This is a genomic window from Ruminococcus sp. J1101004sp1_RTP21198st1_B9_RTP21198_201120 (assembly GCF_040924245.1).
Classification (GTDB): domain Bacteria; phylum Bacillota; class Clostridia; order Lachnospirales; family Lachnospiraceae; genus Blautia_A; species Blautia_A faecis.
In genome coordinates this window covers 1-19,339 of sequence record NZ_JBCOMI010000011.1, presented here as the reverse complement: position 1 = coordinate 19,339, position 19,339 = coordinate 1, and the positions used below count along the sequence as shown (strand labels likewise).

The following is a 19,339-nucleotide window of genomic DNA, read 5'->3' as shown; positions in this document are numbered from 1 at the left end:
GTTTTGCTGGTACAGGCATCATTTCTAAGCTCAGCATAATCATTCTTTTCCAGAGCGTACACGCCCATCGGTACCTGCTCTTTTGCTACTTCCAGAAACTCCTGGTACTCCTTTCGGTTCATCCTGTAGATCCGTGGTCCTACTTTTACCTTCATCATTCTCACCTTCTTCCAGACTTGTTTCAAATTCTCCTGCTTTCATGGTAAGCCCCGGCTCTTCCAGATCCTGCACTCCCTGTTCCAGTTTCAGACGTTCTACTTCTGCTTCCTTTTCCTCATCTGTCCAGGTATCTCCGTACAGCTGATCCACAGAAGTTTCAAGGCTCATAACTCCGTACTGTTTAGCTTTTCCTACAGTTTCCACAGTTGTTCCAAAGTCTGGGGATGCATACTCTCCAAACTTCACGGATATTTCATACTCTCCCGGATTGTTCCCGTTCATAATATCGTCACACTGCAGGATTGTCTTGAACAGTTCCGGCAATGTACTGTTCAAAGCGTCTACTATCTTCCCTCTCACATGAAGGGTAACCTTTTCTTTCTCCCTCTGTGATTCTGCATTATCTGTTTTCTTCAGATCAATTCCCAGTGTGGATGGTGATATGATTCCCTGAAGGGCCATATCAAGGAAATTGGCGTAGCTGTTTACGTAAGCTTCGTAGGATATCTGAGGCTGTGAGATTTCCACCTGGTGGCTGGCATTCTCTCCCATATCGTCCCCAATGGCAATAAAGTCATTGTCAAATGGATTAGCCGGAAGCAGCTCCCCGGTTTCCTCATCCCTCGGAATCAGATTTTGCGGAATATAACGCTTGATCCTGCCCATTCTGATTGCGTCCATCCACTGACTGATCGTTTCATCCAGTCCATCCAGCACATCTGTCTTTCCTTCAAAAAGGGCTTTTCCTCTGTTCTTATATCTGGTGGATGTAAGAATTTTAAGTGGCACCGCCAAAATCAGGCTTTCATCGAATCCAAAATCAATCAAATGGGCTGTTTCCGGAAGAAACTGTAATGGGGCTTCTTTTCCGGCATCATCGTAAAGCTTGTATCTTACATAGCCATATCCATAGGTTTCCTGCAGCCTGTAATCTTTGTTCCGATTTCTGTAGGTTGTGTAGAACTTGATTTCCCGCAGCGTCGAATGGATATATACATATTCCACATCCTCTGCATCGTAAAATTCCACAATAGGGTAAGGGCTGCACTCATCCGCCGTGATCTTAAAGGCTCCATCTCCGGAAGATAACGCTCCAACGATAGCATCTCCAATCACATCGTTCAGCTTACTCCCCTCAAAGATTTCATTCCATCTTTCTTCCAGAATGTCCATATTCTCGCCAAAATCAACAGCGTCCAGATCAGCCAGCACAATGTCTTTATATCTGTCTACTACAGTTCCAACAATTCCGCTGTGTATCTTTCTTACATTTCCCTGCGCTGTGGCTGCCCAGAAGCGGGCTTTCTCCACATCCCATTTTGCAGTCTTTTTAAAGTACTGTTCCAGGGTAACTCCATCTCCCAGATACCACAGCTTGTTCTGGATCACGTTCTCACGGAAGGTATGAGCTTCTCTGATTGTAATCACCCTGTCTCTTGCAGGTTCTATCCGGAATAGCCGTGCAATAAAATTCTGAAGCCAGTTCATAATTATCACCTCTTGTAAATCTTGCCCTGGTATGGGATCCATGCGTATTGCACAGAGTTAACCATATGGTCATGCCCATCTTCTGGTGTATTGTCTTTATCTTCTTTCCAACTGTATGTTTCCATCTCATGAATGTAAGTCGAACAGGTATCGAGTACATAAAAACATGGCTCAATGCCTGTCTGGTCATCAAATGCCATCCATCCAAGCTGCGCATTGATACGATCGATAATCTCCATCTTCTTCCATGCATCGTTAAGTGTATAAATGCAGCCATTTCTTCGCTTATACTTGTTCCATTCCTGCATGGTTGCCTGATCGGCGCTGTCCAGGAATACGTTTCGTGCAAGTCCCCACTCCTTCTTGTTGCGGTCAAGGAAATCAATCAAATTCTTTACTGTATCTGAAGGAGCCAGGGGGATGTCCAGTTCTGCATTGCTGTAAACTTTTTCATCCAGAACGATGCATTTTCCTTTGTTTGTAATCCCAAGATAGGAAAAAGCAATTGTGTCCGGGGATTTCTGGGAGTATGAGGTATCGACTGCTGCCGAAAACCACATGAAAATTTCGTGTTTCTTTGGTTCTCCCGGTCTTTGTACAAATTGTTTTGCCCATTCCTTTGTGCGGACATGCCGCTGGCGCAGGAAGATGCTGAACACAAGGCCTGTTGCTTTTCCTCTGAGGCCTAAGATCTTGTTCTTGTAGATCTTGGTTCCTTTCGGGGTATTCCGGATGATCTGGTCTTTCTTTTCTTCCGGAAGTCCGGCGTTATCGTCAAAAGAAAAGAACCAGTGAACCCAGCCTGCCTTTGGTTCTTCCTTTAATTCGTCTTTAATCTCCTGTGGCGTGTCCTCTTCCCATTCAGGAAGCGGGCGGCTGCAGTTGATATACTCTTTATACACATCCAGGCTCGGATCATCCGGGTTTAAGGTTGCCATGAGATAATCACAGCGCATGGAAGCTTCACGGACAAAGTCAATATCTGCCGTGTTGATCTCATCGATGTACAGGCATCCATACTGACCGCCAAGGGCTTTCTTCCATTTCTTCTTGTTTCCATATCCCAAAACGTATATGGTTTTGTCCCCGGATGAAGTATGAAAAAGAATATGCGGGATCTTATCATCCTTGGTGCCGGATCCGTTGTACTCTACCAGGCTTCCGAAATCGTCCAGGATTCCAAGGTCTTTGTTAATAATGTTTTTCTCTGCTGTTCCTGTGTCGTCTGCTGCCAGGATATGAAGCTTTTTCGGACTCTGGGCTACCTTCAACATGAACTTAAAAATTCCTACTGTAGTCTTTCCTGCTGCCGTGGTACCTTCCAGGAACTCCACCGGTGTCTGGCATTTCAAAAACGCTTTGTATTTTTCAGACAGCACGAGATCCATGCTGCTCATTATCCGCCTCCGCTGATCTGCTTGATCAAGCTGTCCAGTTTTGATTTTTCTTCTTCCATACCGCTGAGCTGAAGCTTGTCATTCCACATTGCCAAATGGCGTCCAAGCATATCCAGGGCTTTCAGTTTGTCTGCAAGCTTGATTTCTCTTTCCACGCCATCTTCTCCAAAAGATTTTACTTTCACGGACTGTATAGCTGCCAGATCGTCCCTGGAAGCATCTTCTTTTAGTGTTGCGTCTTTTGCATTGATTACATCATCTGCATTTACAAATGCAATTCTGGCCAGCTCCAGAAGAACACGGTCAGCATTTATTCCGGTTCTTTTGGATCTTTCTGCGATTGCCTCTGAGATTGCTTCTGAAACTTGGGTTTTCTGGAGTAATTCATGTCCGATCTCAGAAGCTCTCTGACCATTTTTCGCCTTGTATCCGGCTCTTATGGCGGCCTGGGTAGCATTCAGGTCAATCAGATACTCATCTACAAATCTCTTTTGTTTTTTTGTCACTCAGGCTCACCTTCTTTCAAAAATATAATAAAATACAGTCCTGCCAGCACCATCCACGACAGCCGATTGCCGCCGTCAATCATGAAAGGAGGTGACCGTATGCAAGAAATAACGGCTGGTGCTGTGCACGCTGTACGAAAATTGGCATAGAAAAAGCAGCTCCGGGGAGCTGCCTTTGTTGGTAATACATGTTTTTAGTTATTTTCTTCTGTATTTTTTACATGATTTATCATTTTTTCCACCTCTAAATTAGTGTTTACCGGCACAATTTTAATGTCAGCATGATTTTTCTGAAAAACAACAAATATCTCATGCGCAAATCCCTGTCCAATTTCTTCAACATCAGCAAAATCCAATTCTACCACTTTAAATTTTTCAAATCTGTTACATAGTCTTTTTGCTTGAGATCTCGATACAGGATAAGTGTCAAAAATATTTTTGATTGGAACATGCGTTTTTGTAAATCCTCCATCAACATCAGAAAACATATTAAACACCTCTCTCAAAATTTTTTTACTATAATTTGACAAACTCATAAGAATAATAGTTCCCCTACTATCTTTTTGTTTGCTCAACGACTCTACTTCATCTGCATCTTGCAAAATTTCATTATATTTATCATGTGTAAATATTTTTCCATCAGAAAAAGCAGCAAATGTGTCCAAAACCCTAGAAGTAAAAAATATTCCTTCTCCAGAATGTTTCTGTGTATCTGTTGTAAGTTTTCCCTTAAACAGTTCCCCCACAGCATCATCTAATGTTGGAAAATTATAATAATCTCTAATCTTTCTGAAGATTCCAACTCCCTGGTCTGCAATAAGAATCATAGTATTCATGTAATCCTGGATAACTCTTATTAAAATAATATCAGATTCAGAATGATCAATTGCATTATTCATCATTTCCATAAAAGAATATTGCCATATTTTTTGAACATTTAATGGTAATTTTTCAACATATTCTTTTATACATAAATCATAAACAACATCTTCCTGAAGGTCTGGAGTTTCTCTACGATCATAAACATAATTATGAGTTTCCTTGATTAGCTCGTACTTTTTATTGTTAGAATCTCTCTTTTTTATTATTTTGTTTGCTTCGAGTTCTCTAATATAACGATACACTGTATTTAACGATATCTGAAAGGCTTCTGCAGTTCTCTTTGCAATATCATTCTGGGAATTGTCTACTTTTTCCAAAATGTATCTTTTTATTTTTTCTTTTTTCTCTTTAGTAAAACTCATAGATGCCTCCTTTTAACTTTATTTTTTTCATTTTTAACTATAACATCAATTTATAGTTTTGTAAAGTTAAAAAGGCTGAAATTTCTTTATTTCTGAATTAATGTCATGCAAAAAGACACCTAACCATTATTAGTCAGATGTCTTTCTAAGAATTGCTTCTCTCGAAGCTAATCGGAACACCAGGACTCGAACCTGCGGCTCGGCTTAACGGCTCATGCTCCCTCCCGATCGGGGAAGTGTTCCGTGGATTGGCTGCAACTAAGCGTCCAGCCAGGGTCCTAACCCTGTTTTCGAACAGTGTCTTTCACCTTAACCGCCATTTTCTCTTCCACTGTGGAAAACAGTAAATAACAGCCGCTTACCTGCTAAGCAGTAACAGTACCTTTGGCCATCGGTATGGTACTAACCGAATCAACCGCCAGGCTGTGACACCTGGCAGTCGTTCATACCTTATGGGTGGGGGTATTTCATCATCGGAAGTCTTTCCTTCTGAGCTCAGTGTACATACTACCATAGCCGAAGCGGACTTGACCGGACATTTTGAAAATTTTATAATATTTTTTCAAGATATCGGTCATGACGCTTTCTGCAGCTGTCTTCTGTATATTTCCGTTTTGGAAACCGGCTGTTCATATTTGCTGCTACCGCCACCCATGTCATGTCATCCAGGTAATAAAAACGAAACATCATTCTCAGATCGCTTTGTGGGATTTCCCGGATAAAATCATCTACTGCATTCAGTGCGTCCTGCAGTTCATCTTCCAGTATGTGAAGCTTTGTTACCCGCTTTTTGATCATACCCTTCACCTGATCAACTTCTGGAAAAGGATAGCCGGTTATCTTGATCGGACCGAAGGTTCCATCCTTTCTGGTTCCCTTCACGGTATCAGAAACCACACCCTCATTCTCGATCTTGACCAGCCTGCGCCTGTCCCGGTCTATGCGGTTATGTAGGTCTTTGATTTCTTCCTTTAGCTCCACATACTGCTCCAGCACCGTCTTGTCCACCTCTATCACCTCCCACAAGCAGTTCGTATCTATGTACCTGTGCCAGGATTGCCGGTTCTGATCTGGCATCCTCCAGGAGCTTCCTGGCCTTATCCGGGTTCATGCTCAATTCCTTGGCAACCTGCAGCACTCTCTTCTCATCAATCATCCGGCACCTCCACTTCTGGCCACAGCATCGGTACGTTCAAATTGCGAAAATATCCTCTGCATACCTGCCGTATCGCACAGTTAAATACGCAGTCGTAAATGTCATTGTTTTTACAGTAAATTCTAATCGTGTTCACCGCCTCAGTGGCTTTCCGGTCCGTTGCCTTTCCCTGCTTGGTCTCTGTCATCTTTTTCACCTCTATCCTTGTTTACGGCACTTAATGCCCAGGCGATCACGCCAAAGGCTCCGATTAGCACGCCAACACCCATTACAACGATTACGTCTATCATTGTTTCACCTCTCTCAGATGCTCAATAATCTGCGTCATACTCTTTTTGCAGTCTGCGAATCTTTTCCAATCACCTTCCAGGAGATAGTATTCTGTGGTAACGTAATAGCCGCCGCGCTCGTCTTTCTTCCACCAGTCATCACCTTTTGCACGTTCAGTTTCTTTGACGATGATCATTGTATTGTCCGGAAGCGGATAAGAATAATACTTTTCGCTTACTTCCGGCACAGCAAGCCACAAGTTCCATCCTGTATATTTGTCCAGAAACTCTTTGCGTTTCTGATTATTTGTTAATTCATTCAGCGTCATCTTCTCTCCTCCCAGCTCCGGCACTCCCTGCAGCGAATCTTACTGCTGCATAAGGTGCCTTTTATCATTGATAGCCTCGGACAGGTCGGGTGAACGTATACGATCAGCTCTCCCACCCTGCCGGTACTGTGTTTACAGGTTTTATATTTTTCTGCCATAGTCTCAGCTCCTTATCGTTTCATACAGTTTCTTCTTGGCGTTGTATTTCAGTGCAACAGGCATACCGCAGTTTATACAGTTCAGCTCGATCAGCTCTGCAGTCTCATTTGTGAAATATCTTGCCATACCACCGCATTCACAGTTAATAAATGCCAGTTTCAAATTCTTCAGGTCCGTCTTCTCGCCGCATTCTTTACAGCCATAATAACTAAGCTGATGTTTGGTACAGAAGGTCTTTGTCTTACCACAGTGTTCACAGCGGATATGTAAAAATCCGGTATATCCTCTTGGCTCCAGCGTCAGACTTTTATTGATTTCCATAGGCACTACCTCTGGTTCTTCCCGAACAGGCTCTTGGGGGGGGCAGTTTTTCCGATGCTGCCATCTGATGCACAGTCTCTTTAAAATCCGGATTCTCCACAGCCGGCACCTCAACCAGGAAGCGATTTCTTTTCAGCATTTCTTCCAGCGGCTCTACTGTAAACGCCAGCTTATCAGCTTCCAGTGTCTCATCGTACATGACCAGGACTTTTCTCCCCTGGAGAAACTTCTTCAATGCGTCCTCTAACTTCATTTCCTGTAGCATAGCTTAATCTCCTCTTTTTCTTTTTGCCAGACATTCCAGCTGCCACACTACATCCAGCAGTGCGACTTCTACTTGCATCGTCTGGTATTGTTCTCTAATCTGGTGACAACGTTCTGCAACTCTCTCCCAGGCTCCATCATCTTCCGGAAGAATACCGTTGTACTTTTCATACATCTCCTGTACTTCCGGATATTCTTCCCAGAGAGCTTTTCGTTCCTGGGGCGTCAGCCAGATCATGGCAGCCTGTCGATCCGGACATAAATCCCAGGGACTTCCGCCCAGAACTTTTCCACGATCTCCGAAGCCACCAGTGCATCATCATCCCAGAAACCAACTTTCGTCATGCAGTCCTTTAATAGTTTCTGCAGATTGTCCGTATCCGGTTTGGAAAGTCTGTAGGTACCATCCAAATGTTTTCCCCTGGGGAAGCACCATTTTGTGATCAGCCTGACTCCACAGTGATATGGTTCATCTGGTACATGCTGACCAAGATATGCCACCAGTTTCTGTCTGGCTGCTTTTAATTCCGGTGGCTCATAGAACACTGGCTTTCCTCCGGCAACCCTGACCTGTTTTTCCTGATGGGTTACAGTCGGCGGAACCATTACCATGAAAAACTCATTGCTCATAAATTACTCCCCTTTTGGTTTTTGAATGCTAACTCTTAGTGCACAATCTAAATTTGTATCATCAGCAGAAAAAGAAATTTCTTTCATACCCTCTGCGATTAAGAGAAACGAACAGCTTTCATAAAATGGACTATATAATCCGCAGCCATAAGTCATGCATTCATTTTTCGCAAAAGGACAATAATACTTTTCATTCGTTTCCATTATTTTCATCCCCCTGTCAATTCTTCCTGTCAATTTTGCTTAGAGGTGTGTGTGTCAAAATTGGGTGTGTGTCAAATACCCCTATATATATAGGGGTATTTGACACCCCATTTTTTGACACCTCACTGCACCTATCAAATTAGTGTTTTTGACACTTTTGACACCACTGTCAAAAATGTCAATTTTATACTTTTTGACAGATTTGACACCTCGCTGTCAAATGTCATTCATTGTTTTTGACACCTTTGACACCTTAAAGATCATTCCATTTTCACGTTTAAATTCTTTTGAGCTGTCCACATATTTCTTAACTGTGTTTAAAGTAACACCCATATATGTGACCAGATCAGATATTTTCACACTGCCATTTCCGTCCATGTCATTCGCTTCAAACGCTAACCTCAGACTATCTTCCTTATCTTTTTTTCTTTCTTCTGGAGATTTTTGTTTTTTCTGCCATGCTGGCTTATCATCTTCCAACTGCAGATCTTTCAGGCTTCCCACCTGATCAATCCTGTGTACCGGATAATCGAACCACATATTGACCGGTTCGAACTTCGGAAATTCCCTTAGGGTTCCCTCAATTCTCCATGCAGTACGCGCCTGTACTGCCACTTTTGCAGCCGTTATCTGCTTATCCAGGGCTATTTTCTGCCATTTGTCCAGGTGTGCCTCACAGTAACCCAACATCTGTGCACTGCTCAACAGATCGTCCTGTGAGAGGTCATCCTGCCACTTATAATGTGCATCCAGATATGCTTTACAAGTTCCACAGACAGCCTTATTTTCTTCCTGTTTCATCAATGCCTCTGTCGGCTCTAGCTCGATCAAATCCAGAAGTGCATCCGGATCACGGGCAAATACACCGGATCCAGAAGCGCGGTCCATGGACTTCTTACCGCCCTGATTTCCTTTGCTGTGATGATGACAGTAGATCACGGCACAGCCAAGCTCTGTACACACTTTATCGAACTGGTTACAGAAGTTCGCCATCTGATCGGCACTGTTCTCATCACCAGTAATGACCTTATAAATCGGGTCTATAATGATCGCTACATAATTCTTCTTTGCTGCCCTTCTGATCAGCTTTGGTGCAAGCTTATCCATAGGCACAGACTTTCCTCGAAGGTTCCAGATATCAATGTTCTGCAGGTTGTCTGAGACATAGCCAAGGGACTCATATACATCTTTAAAACGGTGAAGACAGCTCGCCCGGTCAAGTTCCAGGTTCACGTACATCACACGTCCCTGCGCACAATGCCACTGCAGCCACTTCTTGCCCTCTGCTATGGCGATACACAGTTCAATCTGAAGGAAAGACTTACCAGCCTTGGATGGTCCAGAGATCAGCATCTTATGCCCTTTACGGAGCACCCCGTCAATGAGACAGGGAGACAGCTCCGGAAGATTATCCCAGACACTTTCCAGACCTTCCGGCTCTGGAAGATCATCATTCACACCTTCAATCCACTCATACCATTCATTCCAGGAGGATTTTCCTATGTTGGTATCCACAATGAACTGCTTCTTTTCCCCACGTTCTACACCTGGCATCCTGGACAATCTGGAAGGGTTCCGGTTCTGGGTATCTACATCAATCCCGTTCTTCTGGCAGACTTCATACAGATAATCAACGCGCTTCCTATACTCGCTATAATCCGCTGCATCCACCCTCACGATTGCGTGAAGGCTTTTCTTTCCGGAATACACCAGGCAGGCAATGGGAAGCTCCAGCTCACGTAGGATGGCGTTCTGCTGGTCGATTTCCATGTGATCAGATTCTACAAGAGCATACCGGTAGTCTGTTACATTTTCGTTTTTACAGCCGTTTCCATCCAGTGGGTTGAAACGGATCCACGCGCCAGCTTCCGGATTGTAATCACCCAGCACAGCTCCAATGTCGCCTTTGCAGGTATTCAGCTGCTCGATCAGCTGTCCTGCAGTACGGTCCCAGCTTCCCTTTTGTGGAAGCCATCTGGTACCTTTCTCGTCTGTCTTTTCCCAACTTCCAGTTACGTACCCTACGTTTTCCCCAGCTTCAAACAGGGTTTCCAGATATGTGATCAGCTGCTCTGCCGGGTTCCAGTTCTTTGGTTCCTGGATTTCCCTGCCTTCCAGCCAGTTCTTATCCACTACCACACGGTCACTGTCTACCTGTATGCTGTCGTTCCAGTCCAGCTCATGACCTTTTTCCGGCACCCATCCGCGCTCCATTGCCATCTGTACAATAGTCCCGCCAGTTACCGGAGAAGAAGAACCGGAAAAGCTTCTCCACTTCTTCTCACATTCTCCGGCATGGTACCGTCCAAAGTCCTTCTGGCTCCACTGATCCCAGACGCTTACCGGATAGCCTTCCAGCTTCAGTGCCATTCCGACATTCACCCAGTCCTGATAATCCAGGGAACCGGGATCGATGTATTCAATTATCTCTGTAAGGCTTGTCCTCTGCTCCATGTTTACGCTCCTTTATATTCCTGTGGTACAATGTCGTTCGGGATCTTCCATCCATTCCCGGCAATCCTGTCAATTAAATTCTTGGCTGTGTCAAACTGCCAGGTACCTACATGTTTAAATCCCCTGCCCTCCAGGAAGCGGATCTGCTTCGGGGTAGTAAGCCCCTCATTTCTACGCTTGTCCAAACGGTCAAGAATCTTAGCTGCCTTCCCTGCATTCTCAATCTGATCCGGCATGATTCCCAGCTTTTCCAGTGTCTGCTTCTGTTTGTCAGATGGCGGTCCCATCTCCCATCCAAAAGACGGAACATAACTGGACAGGTCTTCTGCCTGAATAGACATCTCGAACTGCAGTGGATCTACAAGCTTCTTTTTCCGTTTTTTCATCTCTGCCAGCTGTTTAGCCAGGGATTCCTCACGCTGTGCGACTACATCTTCTGAGGCAGTCTTTTCCGCCTCTTCAATATCAATAGCTATGCCGGCTTCTCGTTCCAGGTTCTCCGTCATCTTCTGGGCTACTTCTTCATTCTCACAGATCAGACTTGCGGGGTGGCACAGCTCATGCCGCTCTGTATGCCAAAGGAAATCCAACAGCAACAGATGATCTTTTCCTGTTTCTGGTGAAAGTCTTGTGCCACGTCCCACCATCTGGCAGTAAAGGCTTCTTACCTTTGTAGGTCTTAATACCACAATGCAATCAACTGACGGGCAGTCCCAGCCTTCTGTCAGGAGCATGGAATTACATAACACGTTGTATTTACCAGCATCAAAATCTTTTAATACCTCAGCCCTGTCCTGGCTGTCTCCGTTTACTTCTGCCGCCTGGAAACCATAAGCATTTAGGAGATCCCGGAACTTCTGGCTGGTCTTTACCAGCGGCAGAAATACCACAGTTTTTTTATCCATGCAGTATTTCTGCATCTCCTGGGCAATTCTTTCCAGGTATGGATCCAGCGCAGTACCAATCTCACTTGCCTTGAAGTCCCCTGCCTGTACAGAAACGTTGCTCATATCGATCTTGAGTGGAATTGTCAGCGCCTTGATCGGGGACAGGTATCCTTCCTTGATTGCCTTAGGAAGGGTGTACTCATAAGCCAGGGATTCAAAATATACGCCAAGGTTCCGCATATCCCCACGGTCTGGCGTTGCCGTTACGCCTAACACCTGTGCTTCCGGAAAATGCTGCAGCACTCTCTGATAGCTGTCAGATATACAGTGATGGGCTTCGTCAATAATGATGGTATTAAAATAATCAGCCGGGAAACTTCCCAGCCTCTTTTCTCTCATCAATGTCTGTACAGAGCCAACCACTACCCGGAACCAGCTGCCCTGGCAGGAGCTTTCTGCCTTTTCCAAGGCACATCCAAGCCCGGTTGTCTTCATCAGCTTATCTGCTGCCTGATCGAGCAGCTCCCCTCTGTGTGCCAGGATCAGTACGCGGTCACCTTTACGGACACATTCCTCTGTTACCTTGGCAAATACCACAGTCTTTCCACAGCCTGTAGGAAGGACCAGCAGGGTTTTTAACACCCCGCTGTCCCACTGTTCAAAAATAGCTTCCTTCGCTTCTTTTTGATACGGCCTTAGTTCCATGTTTTAAAAGCCTCCCGGTGTAAATGCAGGTTTACTGGTATCCTTTGGATACAGCTTTTCAATGTAATTGAACTTCTTGTTTGGATCCTTAATTCCAGGCTTCAGTCCGATCTTAGCGCGCGCAGTCTTGCCAGGAAGTGCACTCCAGTCCATCCGGAGTTCTTCTCCCTCCTTCTTAAGGCCAACGCCACGGAACAGCTCAGACAGCTTCCACTCCAAACTGGTATGCAGTACATAATTTTCACGGATGGTAACCTCACGTTCTGGAACATGCACCGTAAAATAAACAACTGCCATATTGCATGGAGGGAGCTTCCCCTCACCTTTAGATCTGCTGCGGTCAAATTTCTCAATTGTTACGTTATAATCCCCTTCTGGAATTGGCTCATAATCCTGGGCATCCTGTTTGATGGAATCCTCCCAGCCTAACTCTCTTCCTTCTGCTGCCATAAATTTTTATCCTCCTTTAATTGAACGGCACCTGTTGTGTCGCTTTCATTTCTTTGATCATTCCATAGACCTGTGGCCATGCCCCGATCAGACAGCCATTGATAAAGTCCATGTCATAATCTTTCACCTTTACATCAGAGGGGTAATACCCTCTTGCTGCCACTACGTTCTGGATGTCCCATTCATCTACCTGGTTACTCTCCATCAGGTCACGTAAAGCTTTAGGGATTCCGGGATCAATGGTGCTGCTCCTTGCTGTCGGTTCCGGAGTCTTTTGTGGTTCATTAAGCGGAAGGTTCATCTGCTCCCCAACAGTAACAGCAGGTTCTGTCTTTGTAGCTTCCTGTACCGTAGTCGGCTGAGGCTGTACAGTTGGCTGAGCCTGTATCGGCTGCTGCGCTGGTACGGATTTTGGCTGTGTTTCTTTTACTGGCACGGCATTTCCCTCAATGATTGTCCGGATGGAATCATAACTGAATGGGACTTCATCTGGCAGACCGTAGCGGTTCTTTGCATCCCAGCAGGCATTGTGGGTGGTATACATCACACGCTCACCGCCCTGGGCTTTCCTCTTTTTCCCTTTATCATCCACCGCAATAGAGAATGTTTTATAATTGGCAAACAGTAGCATGTCCGCCCATTCCTTGATCAGTGGGGAGGTCTGGGATGCTGTTTTCTTTCCAAGCTTTAACTCCCATCTGTCATAAGCTCCCAGTTCATCCGGCTGTTCAAACTTCCGGATCTGCGCATGTGCAGTAAGGACCACGTTGACACCAGCCTCTACAACTTCTGTCAGCTGATTGAGGAATTTCCCCAATTCTTCTTTTACATAAACATAACCATTTCCGTAACCAAAATCCTCAATACCGGACTTTCTGTGCTTGTCGCAGATATGCCGGATACACATAGATTCCGCCCAGTCAATGGTATCTATGACCAGTGTCTTGCACATAGTCGGATGTGTGCGGACATAATCCACCTGGTCCAGCAACATCTGCCAGCTGGACGCCTTGGGAAGTCTCGCAACATCCATTGAATTGGTACTTCCTTCCGTGTCAATAAACACCGGATCTGGGAACTTGCTGGCAAAAGTGGATTTGCCAATTCCTTCTGGTCCGTAAATGACCACCTTCTTTGCACAGGGAATCACACCTCTGATAATTTCCATTTAAAATGCACCTGCCTTCCATGCTTTTTGCTGTGGTTCTTCCGGATGTTCCTGTCCAACCACATAACCGTCTTCAATAATAATGCTGCACTCATCACCAGTAGAAACTCTGGTAGCAATTGCCTGGAGTCCTTCTGCTTCCAGCCACTCTCCAAACTCCTGCAGTGTCTTTCTGTCCATCTGCTCCAGCTTGTCCAGAAGAACGAAACCGCACTGCGGGTTCAGTTTGCGGACAATAGCGGTAGAAACCTTCAGACGTTCCGCACCGGACATGTTGTCCCACTTCTGGCCTTTATAGACCAGCTCTCCATCTTTTACGGATAGCTCTGGAAGAGGAAGCTCTGCAGAAGTCAGAAGCTCATTCTTCTTATCCCTTGTCTCTTCCAGCTGCTTTGTTAGATTGTCGTACTTGGTACGGTACTCTTTGGCGTCATCCTCCGCTTTTTCCTTATCCAGGTTGGCTCTGACTTTACGGTTGATTTCCTCGATATTGGAGATATTAGCTTCCAGTTCTTCTGTGGACTGGTCCGTCAGATCCTTTGCAGAAGTCTCTGCAATATCCAGATCTTTTACCAGCTGCAGATGTTTCAGCTTGGCTGCTTCCAGAAGCTCAGACAATCTGATTACTTCCTCATGGGCACGCTTCACAGATTCCCGGAGCTGCGCAGCCTGATCACGCTTTCTCTGGTTCTCGCCATTCCTTGCCAAAATCTCCTGCTGCTGTCTGATCAGCTCGGAGGGTGACACCAGATCTCTTGGAGCCTCCGGATAATAGGGCTGCTCTTTTGCAAATTTCTCTTTCTGATCAGCGGTACGTCCTACATACAGACGCTCCTGGTAAAGCTCTTTTTCTTCCTTTTCCAGTTCTGCAAGCTGAGGTCCCACGCCAATGATCTGCAAAAGCACTTTTGCCTTCTCTGTTCCGGAGGCTTCCATAAATCTTGGAAGATCCAGGGCAAGCTGTTCCACAAATTCATTAAGCAGCTGCTGTCCGGCCTTCTGACCATTCGGGTCCGTAACCTTGAGGGCACTGTTCTTTCCCTTACGCTCCACTACCAAACCATTGTTCATCACAATATGTAAGTTCGGCGGCACCATGGAGCCTTCTCTTGTACTCTGGGAAGGTTTGTAACGTTCCCCGCCAAGTGCCCAGGCGATGGAATCCAGAACTGAGGTTTTGCCCTGCTGGTTATCTCCGCCAATGATGGTTAAGCCGTTCTGTGCAGGTTCCAACTTTACTGCTTTGATACGTTTTACATTCTCGATTTCGAGACGGTTAATCTTCATGCTCATATCTTATCTTTTCTCCTTTTTCAAAAACTCAAAATCATTTAGCAGTTTCTCCATCAGTTTTTCTGGTTCCTGCACTGCCATAATATCTTCATAACGCGCTTCCGCCAGGAGCACATCTCCTAAGATTGGAGAACCATGTCTTGGCATGTCATACATCCAGCTCCCAAACGGTTTAATGGAAGATTTTTGAAATGCCCATCCTCATCCACCAGCATAATCACTGGTCCCTGAAAGTAATTATTCATTTTGACAGTATGGACAGTTTCAAAATGGCCTCCTAAAGCTTTTTGAATACTCTTGAAATCATCAAAATTCACATCAATAATTGAGATTTCGTTATCTGCTGAAATTTTTAATGTTTTCATTGATTTTTCTCTCTTTCTCCTCTACAATGAAAGGGTGATAAACTGTTTTTGTCCATTTGGACACCGGATCCTGATGAGCTCTCACTCTCAGGATCCATTTTCTTTTAACAACCGTGTAAGATGCTCCCTGGCTGCTTCGTAGTTTTTAACGGATTCTTTCATCATTACTTCTTCACGATAGATATCATAAGCAGTCATTTTGCTTTCTGAAGGTTCCTCCACCCAAATCCGGCATGGATATCCAGCTAATCCTATTTCGAAACTTACATGGATTCCGCTTGCTATAGCTTTCTTCGAAAGCTCATACAACTCATCTATCATTTTTTCTAAAATCATGGTCTCCTCCCTTCTGGCTCTGTGCCCTGTATCAGCATCCATGCAAGCATTGATAATGCTATAGCTCCTGCAACCTGCAGTCCGTCCCACTGCCAGAACGGCAGGTATGTAGCAAGGGTGCCTATGATGACAGATATGATTATGTTACGCTTCACCACCGGCACCTTCTTCCACAACAGCCCGGTTGCTCCAACCGATCATCTGCACCAGCTTTTCCGGATGAAATGCCGGAGTATACTTCCTGGCATTGCTGTCCAGAAGCTGACGCCGATAAGTAAGATAATCAATAAACACCAGAACGTTGATCAGGACAATGTTTCCATCCCGGATAATGGCGTAATCGTTGTAGCGTCCATTTTTTATCTGATTCTCAATTTCGAATAGTCTCGTTCTTACGGTTCCAGTGCTGATCTGGAATTCCTTTGCGAGTTGCTCTTTTTTCATGTATGGATACCCCCGTATGGATTCTGTATAAACCATCTTTAAGCCGCCTCCTGTTATCTTCTCATGCTAAGTGCAAGGCAAATTATTGCTATCGAATTCAACAGCGTTGCAAATAAATTTATCAGTAATGCTGTATTCTCTATCTTGCTTCATCTCCTTTCCTGTTACTTCTCCAAATGCCATTGACTTTTCCCTTAGATTCTCTTATCCTTTAAATATCAAATGCATAAAGGAAGTTAAATCTTATGGATAATGATTTCACCGTTACATCTGCGTATATAACAGCTATTGCCGCTATTATTGCTCCAGCAATTACTGCTCTCATCCACTCCGTTAAGGAGTATAAGATTTACAAAATGAGCCATACTATAGACGAACGTTTAAAGCTTTGTGAGCTTTTCTCCGATTCTTATTCTCACTGTCAATATGGTAAGGAGAGAATCGGATTTGCTTTAACTTTTTACAAGCAAGCTTTAAAGCTTGCCGCGATTTGTAAGCGCAGATCATCTCGCCGTGCTCTTTTCAGACTTGCTAATACGGTGCTTCAGAATGGTGCTTCAAAATCAACCGATAAGCTGTATGAGCGCTGCATTCGCCTGCTTTCAAAAGAGTTTTAAAAATACTGGCATGTAGCCGAAAAACGCTACTATTTCTCCAATTATTAAAATCACTTGCCACAATATTATGTTGTCAGATACTATACAGAGAATGACTGATAATATTAATAATCCAGTGCCAATAAAACAGCATGCTAAGCACAATGTTTCCATATCCTTCTCCTTTCCTGTTAACCTGTCTTTTTGATTTCCGTGCTTTCTTTCATAATGCTCATTCCCTCAGCTACTCCCAAGATTCTTTCTTTTTTAGAATCTGGAAGATTGGGGAGGATTTCAGAAAGGCGTTTCAAAATTTCTTTCTCTTTTTCTGACATAATATTCACCTCACTTTTTGTTGTGTTTCCTCACGCCTTAGTTGTATAATATCACTATTATGTTGTGCTGTCAACTATTTTTGCACAACTTAGTTGTATTTTTATATTGACTTCTGTTTTCTCACGATGTATACTTGTCTCAAAGAAAGGAGGACGGCATGGAAACGATCAATGATAGAATTGGATTCGTACTAGAACGTTCTGGAAAAACCAAAACTGCTTTTGGAGAATCTTTGAATGTTTCTCAGCAATATATCTCCAAATTAGTAAAAACCGGAAACCCAAGTGAACTTTTGGTTGATGATATATGCGAGAAATATCACATCCGAAAAAAATGGCTATTAAATGGAGAGGGTGATCCCGATCAACCGCTGGATCGCCAAGACGAAATTGCTAAACTTACAGCAGACCTGTTTAAAGGAGAAAAGAATTCCTTTAAAGAACGTCTTATTTTTGCCTTAGCCAGTTTAGATGAATCCGAATGGGAACTATTAGAAAAAATTGTAGAAAAAATTGCAAAAGAAAAGGACTAAGGATATCCTCAGTCCATCAATCTTTTGATGAGTTTGTAGATAAATGATAGCATTTCATCATCTTCTATTTTGTCTATAAGCTCACGTATTTTTTCTTTTTTCTCTTCAGTATTCATATGTACGCCCTCCGTTCTTGTTTTTCGAACGTTTGTTTGTTTTGAATATACTACTTTTCACTCTGGAATGCAATATGTTCGCAAACATTTGTTCGGATAAGTTTTTTGCCCTATACTTATTATACGACAAACAAAGGGCAATAATAGGGAACGAAGCGCAATCGTCCAGCATGCTGGACACTTTTTTCAAATTACTTACACGGTGAGTCGTAGAGATCAGAAATTCTTACTTGTAACGCCTGGGCAATCCTTTCCAAGTTGTCCATCGTGGGTGAATACTTTTCATTCATAATGTTACCAATCGTTGATTTCGGGATTCCGGTTAACTCTGATAATCGCCGTACAGATACATGTTGCTCATACATAATTTGGGACAATAAGATTTTCATACTATGTAGTATGTAGAGAATAAAAAAATATATACAGGAAGAAAAAATGGGAGGGAAAGCCATGGCTTTAATAACATGTTCTGAGTGTGGAAAAGAATTTTCAAGTAAGGCATCTGCATGTCCTAACTGCGGTTGTCCTACAAGTGAAATGAATATAAATCCAAAAGAAGATGAATCGCCAGCGGAGGATTTATCAGCTATCTGGAAAACCGTTCCTTCAAAAGTATCAGCACCTGCTGCCCCAGCAAAACCGCATGTGACTCAAAAAGTAAGTGCTGTAAAAATAGATGAAGCAAATCATATGTTTCAAATAAATGGTACTGTTCCGACCAATGGAAAGAAAACAGGTATTATTGGAAAATCTTTCAAGGGAATCATGGCTGTAAGTACAATGGGATTATCACTAGCTGCTGAAAAAATGATTTCCGGAGGAAAAAAAGCCGGAACAAACAAATGGTTCCCATTTTCTGCACTTATAAGCTACGAGCTTCTGGAAGATGATTCTCTTGTAACAAGCGGCGGAGTCGGCCAGGCACTTATTGGCGGCGCTGTATTTGGCGGTGCCGGAGCTGTTGCAGGCGCAATCACCGGCAAACGAACACAGAAAAAGAAAGTGGAATCCCTATATATAAAAGTAACTTTAAATGATTTCAATACACCGTGTATCTTGATTCCATTAATAACCAAGCCTATGAAAACCTCTTCAAAAGAATATCAAGTTGCTTTTGAGGAGTCTCATAAAATATTATCTGTATTAGATGTTATTGCTCACAATTCATGATATAAAAACCGCCCCAGTGTTACCAGCACCAGAGCGGCAAGGATCTCCGAAGAGATACCAATCTTTAGCAAAAATATTGTATCATCTTCGGGGCAGCCATGCAAGCGGAACCTTTGTTCGCGCTGGCTGTTATTTTTGTACTTATTTTTCCCGGCACTTGCGCCGGCGCAATAAAAAAGAAACCATCTCGGTGATTCTGCCGGAATGGTCCGTATAAGGAGGATGATATCATGTGGGTTGAAGAATCGAAAAATGGCAAATTCAAATTCTGTGAGCGGTATGAGGTAAGCGTCAAATAAAACAGTGTATAGAAAAATAACCGCCAACCTTTTATACTGAAAGCTCAACAGTTATTGACATA

Annotated in this window: 29 protein-coding genes; 3 read left to right on the top strand and 26 right to left on the bottom strand. The window is 43.8% G+C overall.

Annotation, left to right across the window (positions count from 1 at the left end):
- Nucleotides 1-39 precede the first annotated feature (39 nt).
- The 24 genes from AB5618_RS09150 to AB5618_RS09035 all read right to left on the bottom strand — a co-directional run bounded on the left by AB5618_RS09150 (nucleotide 40) and on the right by AB5618_RS09035 (nucleotide 16,264).
- Entirely contained in the window at nucleotides 40-1,647 is a 1,608-nt protein-coding gene (locus AB5618_RS09150) for a phage portal protein (protein WP_368366690.1), read from the bottom strand.
- Between the two features lie 5 nt (nucleotides 1,648-1,652).
- Complete coding sequence (locus tag AB5618_RS09145; protein WP_195992366.1) at nucleotides 1,653-3,044, bottom strand: terminase; 1,392 nt, start codon at nucleotides 3,042-3,044, stop codon at nucleotides 1,653-1,655.
- Nucleotides 3,044-3,550: a terminase small subunit gene (locus AB5618_RS09140; protein ID WP_195992367.1), complete on the bottom strand. Its 507-nt coding sequence runs from the start codon at nucleotides 3,548-3,550 to the stop codon at nucleotides 3,044-3,046. The genes AB5618_RS09145 and AB5618_RS09140 overlap by 1 nt, the downstream gene beginning before the upstream one ends.
- Nucleotides 3,551-3,744: 194 nt before the next feature.
- Nucleotides 3,745-4,794, bottom strand: coding sequence for a DUF4325 domain-containing protein (locus tag AB5618_RS09135; protein WP_173773420.1), 1,050 nt, complete (start codon nucleotides 4,792-4,794; stop codon nucleotides 3,745-3,747).
- A gap of 549 nt (nucleotides 4,795-5,343) precedes the next feature.
- Nucleotides 5,344-5,802, bottom strand: coding sequence for a hypothetical protein (locus AB5618_RS09130; protein ID WP_330602727.1), 459 nt, complete (start codon nucleotides 5,800-5,802; stop codon nucleotides 5,344-5,346).
- Entirely contained in the window at nucleotides 5,741-5,950 is a 210-nt protein-coding gene (locus AB5618_RS09125) for a hypothetical protein (RefSeq protein ID WP_173772667.1), read from the bottom strand. Before AB5618_RS09125 ends, AB5618_RS09130 begins: the two co-directional genes overlap by 62 nt.
- Complete coding sequence (locus AB5618_RS09120; protein ID WP_195992373.1) at nucleotides 5,943-6,137, bottom strand: hypothetical protein; 195 nt, start codon at nucleotides 6,135-6,137, stop codon at nucleotides 5,943-5,945. Before AB5618_RS09120 ends, AB5618_RS09125 begins: the two co-directional genes overlap by 8 nt.
- A complete protein-coding gene (locus AB5618_RS09115) occupies nucleotides 6,091-6,240 on the bottom strand; it encodes a hypothetical protein (RefSeq protein ID WP_368366689.1) in 150 nt (49 codons plus the stop codon). Before AB5618_RS09115 ends, AB5618_RS09120 begins: the two co-directional genes overlap by 47 nt.
- The gene (locus tag AB5618_RS09110) at nucleotides 6,237-6,548 is read right to left on the bottom strand and encodes a hypothetical protein (protein ID WP_368366688.1); all 312 of its coding nucleotides are present in this window, start codon (nucleotides 6,546-6,548) and stop codon (nucleotides 6,237-6,239) included. The genes AB5618_RS09115 and AB5618_RS09110 overlap by 4 nt, the downstream gene beginning before the upstream one ends.
- Nucleotides 6,545-6,706: a hypothetical protein gene (locus tag AB5618_RS09105; RefSeq protein WP_215659648.1), complete on the bottom strand. Its 162-nt coding sequence runs from the start codon at nucleotides 6,704-6,706 to the stop codon at nucleotides 6,545-6,547. Before AB5618_RS09105 ends, AB5618_RS09110 begins: the two co-directional genes overlap by 4 nt.
- Nucleotides 6,707-6,710: 4 nt before the next feature.
- Nucleotides 6,711-7,028: a hypothetical protein gene (locus AB5618_RS09100; RefSeq protein ID WP_368366687.1), complete on the bottom strand. Its 318-nt coding sequence runs from the start codon at nucleotides 7,026-7,028 to the stop codon at nucleotides 6,711-6,713.
- Nucleotides 7,015-7,293: a hypothetical protein gene (locus tag AB5618_RS09095; protein WP_368366686.1), complete on the bottom strand. Its 279-nt coding sequence runs from the start codon at nucleotides 7,291-7,293 to the stop codon at nucleotides 7,015-7,017. Before AB5618_RS09095 ends, AB5618_RS09100 begins: the two co-directional genes overlap by 14 nt.
- A gap of 3 nt (nucleotides 7,294-7,296) precedes the next feature.
- Nucleotides 7,297-7,530, bottom strand: coding sequence for a hypothetical protein (locus tag AB5618_RS09090; RefSeq protein WP_368366685.1), 234 nt, complete (start codon nucleotides 7,528-7,530; stop codon nucleotides 7,297-7,299).
- Entirely contained in the window at nucleotides 7,527-7,922 is a 396-nt protein-coding gene (locus AB5618_RS09085; RefSeq protein ID WP_368366684.1) for a RusA family crossover junction endodeoxyribonuclease, read from the bottom strand. The genes AB5618_RS09090 and AB5618_RS09085 overlap by 4 nt, the downstream gene beginning before the upstream one ends.
- A gap of 3 nt (nucleotides 7,923-7,925) precedes the next feature.
- On the bottom strand, nucleotides 7,926-8,126 hold the full coding sequence (locus tag AB5618_RS09080; RefSeq protein ID WP_195409182.1) for a hypothetical protein: 201 nt from the start codon (nucleotides 8,124-8,126) through the stop codon (nucleotides 7,926-7,928).
- Nucleotides 8,127-8,342: 216 nt separating this feature from the next.
- A complete protein-coding gene (locus AB5618_RS09075; RefSeq protein WP_368366683.1) occupies nucleotides 8,343-10,580 on the bottom strand; it encodes an AAA family ATPase in 2,238 nt (745 codons plus the stop codon).
- Nucleotides 10,581-10,582: 2 nt separating this feature from the next.
- Entirely contained in the window at nucleotides 10,583-12,172 is a 1,590-nt protein-coding gene (locus AB5618_RS09070) for a DEAD/DEAH box helicase (protein WP_368366682.1), read from the bottom strand.
- A gap of 3 nt (nucleotides 12,173-12,175) precedes the next feature.
- Nucleotides 12,176-12,622 (bottom strand): hypothetical protein, encoded by a 447-nt coding sequence (locus AB5618_RS09065; RefSeq protein WP_173772648.1) that lies wholly within the window; start codon nucleotides 12,620-12,622, stop codon nucleotides 12,176-12,178.
- 16 nt (nucleotides 12,623-12,638) lie between these two features.
- Nucleotides 12,639-13,790 (bottom strand): AAA family ATPase, encoded by a 1,152-nt coding sequence (locus tag AB5618_RS09060; protein ID WP_368366681.1) that lies wholly within the window; start codon nucleotides 13,788-13,790, stop codon nucleotides 12,639-12,641.
- Nucleotides 13,791-15,083 (bottom strand): AAA family ATPase, encoded by a 1,293-nt coding sequence (locus AB5618_RS09055; RefSeq protein WP_368366680.1) that lies wholly within the window; start codon nucleotides 15,081-15,083, stop codon nucleotides 13,791-13,793. It lies immediately after the preceding gene.
- A 3-nt stretch (nucleotides 15,084-15,086) separates the two neighbouring features.
- Complete coding sequence (locus AB5618_RS09050) at nucleotides 15,087-15,230, bottom strand: hypothetical protein (RefSeq protein WP_368366679.1); 144 nt, start codon at nucleotides 15,228-15,230, stop codon at nucleotides 15,087-15,089.
- On the bottom strand, nucleotides 15,203-15,448 hold the full coding sequence (locus AB5618_RS09045; protein WP_368366678.1) for a DUF3846 domain-containing protein: 246 nt from the start codon (nucleotides 15,446-15,448) through the stop codon (nucleotides 15,203-15,205). The genes AB5618_RS09050 and AB5618_RS09045 overlap by 28 nt, the downstream gene beginning before the upstream one ends.
- 87 nt (nucleotides 15,449-15,535) lie before the next feature.
- Nucleotides 15,536-15,784 carry a hypothetical protein gene (locus AB5618_RS09040; protein WP_195992385.1) on the bottom strand — a complete coding sequence of 83 codons (249 nt, stop codon included), beginning with the start codon at nucleotides 15,782-15,784 and terminating at the stop codon, nucleotides 15,536-15,538.
- Nucleotides 15,785-15,928: 144 nt separating this feature from the next.
- Nucleotides 15,929-16,264 carry a hypothetical protein gene (locus AB5618_RS09035; RefSeq protein WP_368366677.1) on the bottom strand — a complete coding sequence of 112 codons (336 nt, stop codon included), beginning with the start codon at nucleotides 16,262-16,264 and terminating at the stop codon, nucleotides 15,929-15,931.
- Between the two features lie 209 nt (nucleotides 16,265-16,473).
- On the opposite strand from AB5618_RS09035, the gene AB5618_RS09030 reads away from it, so the two are divergent.
- Complete coding sequence (locus tag AB5618_RS09030) at nucleotides 16,474-16,845, top strand: hypothetical protein (protein WP_148463809.1); 372 nt, start codon at nucleotides 16,474-16,476, stop codon at nucleotides 16,843-16,845.
- 170 nt (nucleotides 16,846-17,015) lie between these two features.
- Here AB5618_RS09030 and AB5618_RS09025 read toward each other — a convergent pair whose 3' ends face one another.
- Nucleotides 17,016-17,159, bottom strand: coding sequence for a hypothetical protein (locus AB5618_RS09025; RefSeq protein ID WP_368366676.1), 144 nt, complete (start codon nucleotides 17,157-17,159; stop codon nucleotides 17,016-17,018).
- A gap of 158 nt (nucleotides 17,160-17,317) precedes the next feature.
- Between AB5618_RS09025 and AB5618_RS09020 the strand changes: the two genes are divergently transcribed.
- Nucleotides 17,318-17,692: a hypothetical protein gene (locus tag AB5618_RS09020; RefSeq protein ID WP_368366675.1), complete on the top strand. Its 375-nt coding sequence runs from the start codon at nucleotides 17,318-17,320 to the stop codon at nucleotides 17,690-17,692.
- Between the two features lie 307 nt (nucleotides 17,693-17,999).
- Here the strand turns inward: AB5618_RS09020 and AB5618_RS09015 are convergent, their stop codons facing one another.
- Complete coding sequence (locus tag AB5618_RS09015) at nucleotides 18,000-18,173, bottom strand: helix-turn-helix domain-containing protein (RefSeq protein ID WP_368366712.1); 174 nt, start codon at nucleotides 18,171-18,173, stop codon at nucleotides 18,000-18,002.
- An 85-nt stretch (nucleotides 18,174-18,258) separates the two neighbouring features.
- On the opposite strand from AB5618_RS09015, the gene AB5618_RS09010 reads away from it, so the two are divergent.
- A complete protein-coding gene (locus AB5618_RS09010) occupies nucleotides 18,259-18,978 on the top strand; it encodes a hypothetical protein (RefSeq protein ID WP_368366674.1) in 720 nt (239 codons plus the stop codon).
- Nucleotides 18,979-19,339 lie beyond the last annotated feature (361 nt).

What these genes read in the sequence shown, in the direction of transcription:
- AB5618_RS09080 (WP_195409182.1), bottom strand. Translation starts at nt 8,126, where the DNA reads ATGGAAACGAATGAAAAGTATTATTGTCCTTTTGCGAAAAATGAATGC.
- AB5618_RS09120 (WP_195992373.1), bottom strand. Translation starts at nt 6,137, where the DNA reads ATGACAGAGACCAAGCAGGGAAAGGCAACGGACCGGAAAGCCACTGAG.
- AB5618_RS09100 (WP_368366687.1), bottom strand. Translation starts at nt 7,028, where the DNA reads ATGGAAATCAATAAAAGTCTGACGCTGGAGCCAAGAGGATATACCGGA.
- AB5618_RS09030 (WP_148463809.1), top strand. Translation starts at nt 16,474, where the DNA reads ATGGATAATGATTTCACCGTTACATCTGCGTATATAACAGCTATTGCC.
- AB5618_RS09090 (WP_368366685.1), bottom strand. Translation starts at nt 7,530, where the DNA reads ATGATCTGGCTGACGCCCCAGGAACGAAAAGCTCTCTGGGAAGAATAT.
- AB5618_RS09125 (WP_173772667.1), bottom strand. Translation starts at nt 5,950, where the DNA reads ATGATTGATGAGAAGAGAGTGCTGCAGGTTGCCAAGGAATTGAGCATG.
- AB5618_RS09055 (WP_368366680.1), bottom strand. Translation starts at nt 15,083, where the DNA reads ATGAGCATGAAGATTAACCGTCTCGAAATCGAGAATGTAAAACGTATC.
- AB5618_RS09065 (WP_173772648.1), bottom strand. Translation starts at nt 12,622, where the DNA reads ATGGCAGCAGAAGGAAGAGAGTTAGGCTGGGAGGATTCCATCAAACAG.
- AB5618_RS09025 (WP_368366676.1), bottom strand. Translation starts at nt 17,159, where the DNA reads ATGTCAGAAAAAGAGAAAGAAATTTTGAAACGCCTTTCTGAAATCCTC.
- AB5618_RS09070 (WP_368366682.1), bottom strand. Translation starts at nt 12,172, where the DNA reads ATGGAACTAAGGCCGTATCAAAAAGAAGCGAAGGAAGCTATTTTTGAA.
- AB5618_RS09075 (WP_368366683.1), bottom strand. Translation starts at nt 10,580, where the DNA reads ATGGAGCAGAGGACAAGCCTTACAGAGATAATTGAATACATCGATCCC.
- AB5618_RS09105 (WP_215659648.1), bottom strand. Translation starts at nt 6,706, where the DNA reads ATGGCAGAAAAATATAAAACCTGTAAACACAGTACCGGCAGGGTGGGA.
- AB5618_RS09145 (WP_195992366.1), bottom strand. Translation starts at nt 3,044, where the DNA reads ATGAGCAGCATGGATCTCGTGCTGTCTGAAAAATACAAAGCGTTTTTG.
- AB5618_RS09040 (WP_195992385.1), bottom strand. Translation starts at nt 15,784, where the DNA reads ATGATTTTAGAAAAAATGATAGATGAGTTGTATGAGCTTTCGAAGAAA.
- AB5618_RS09085 (WP_368366684.1), bottom strand. Translation starts at nt 7,922, where the DNA reads ATGAGCAATGAGTTTTTCATGGTAATGGTTCCGCCGACTGTAACCCAT.
- AB5618_RS09020 (WP_368366675.1), top strand. Translation starts at nt 17,318, where the DNA reads ATGGAAACGATCAATGATAGAATTGGATTCGTACTAGAACGTTCTGGA.
- AB5618_RS09115 (WP_368366689.1), bottom strand. Translation starts at nt 6,240, where the DNA reads ATGATAGACGTAATCGTTGTAATGGGTGTTGGCGTGCTAATCGGAGCC.
- AB5618_RS09045 (WP_368366678.1), bottom strand. Translation starts at nt 15,448, where the DNA reads ATGAAAACATTAAAAATTTCAGCAGATAACGAAATCTCAATTATTGAT.
- AB5618_RS09110 (WP_368366688.1), bottom strand. Translation starts at nt 6,548, where the DNA reads ATGACGCTGAATGAATTAACAAATAATCAGAAACGCAAAGAGTTTCTG.
- AB5618_RS09135 (WP_173773420.1), bottom strand. Translation starts at nt 4,794, where the DNA reads ATGAGTTTTACTAAAGAGAAAAAAGAAAAAATAAAAAGATACATTTTG.
- AB5618_RS09010 (WP_368366674.1), top strand. Translation starts at nt 18,259, where the DNA reads ATGGCTTTAATAACATGTTCTGAGTGTGGAAAAGAATTTTCAAGTAAG.
- AB5618_RS09015 (WP_368366712.1), bottom strand. Translation starts at nt 18,173, where the DNA reads ATGTATGAGCAACATGTATCTGTACGGCGATTATCAGAGTTAACCGGA.
- AB5618_RS09095 (WP_368366686.1), bottom strand. Translation starts at nt 7,293, where the DNA reads ATGCTACAGGAAATGAAGTTAGAGGACGCATTGAAGAAGTTTCTCCAG.
- AB5618_RS09150 (WP_368366690.1), bottom strand. Translation starts at nt 1,647, where the DNA reads ATGAACTGGCTTCAGAATTTTATTGCACGGCTATTCCGGATAGAACCT.
- AB5618_RS09060 (WP_368366681.1), bottom strand. Translation starts at nt 13,790, where the DNA reads ATGGAAATTATCAGAGGTGTGATTCCCTGTGCAAAGAAGGTGGTCATT.
- AB5618_RS09050 (WP_368366679.1), bottom strand. Translation starts at nt 15,230, where the DNA reads ATGCCAAGACATGGTTCTCCAATCTTAGGAGATGTGCTCCTGGCGGAA.
- AB5618_RS09035 (WP_368366677.1), bottom strand. Translation starts at nt 16,264, where the DNA reads ATGGTTTATACAGAATCCATACGGGGGTATCCATACATGAAAAAAGAG.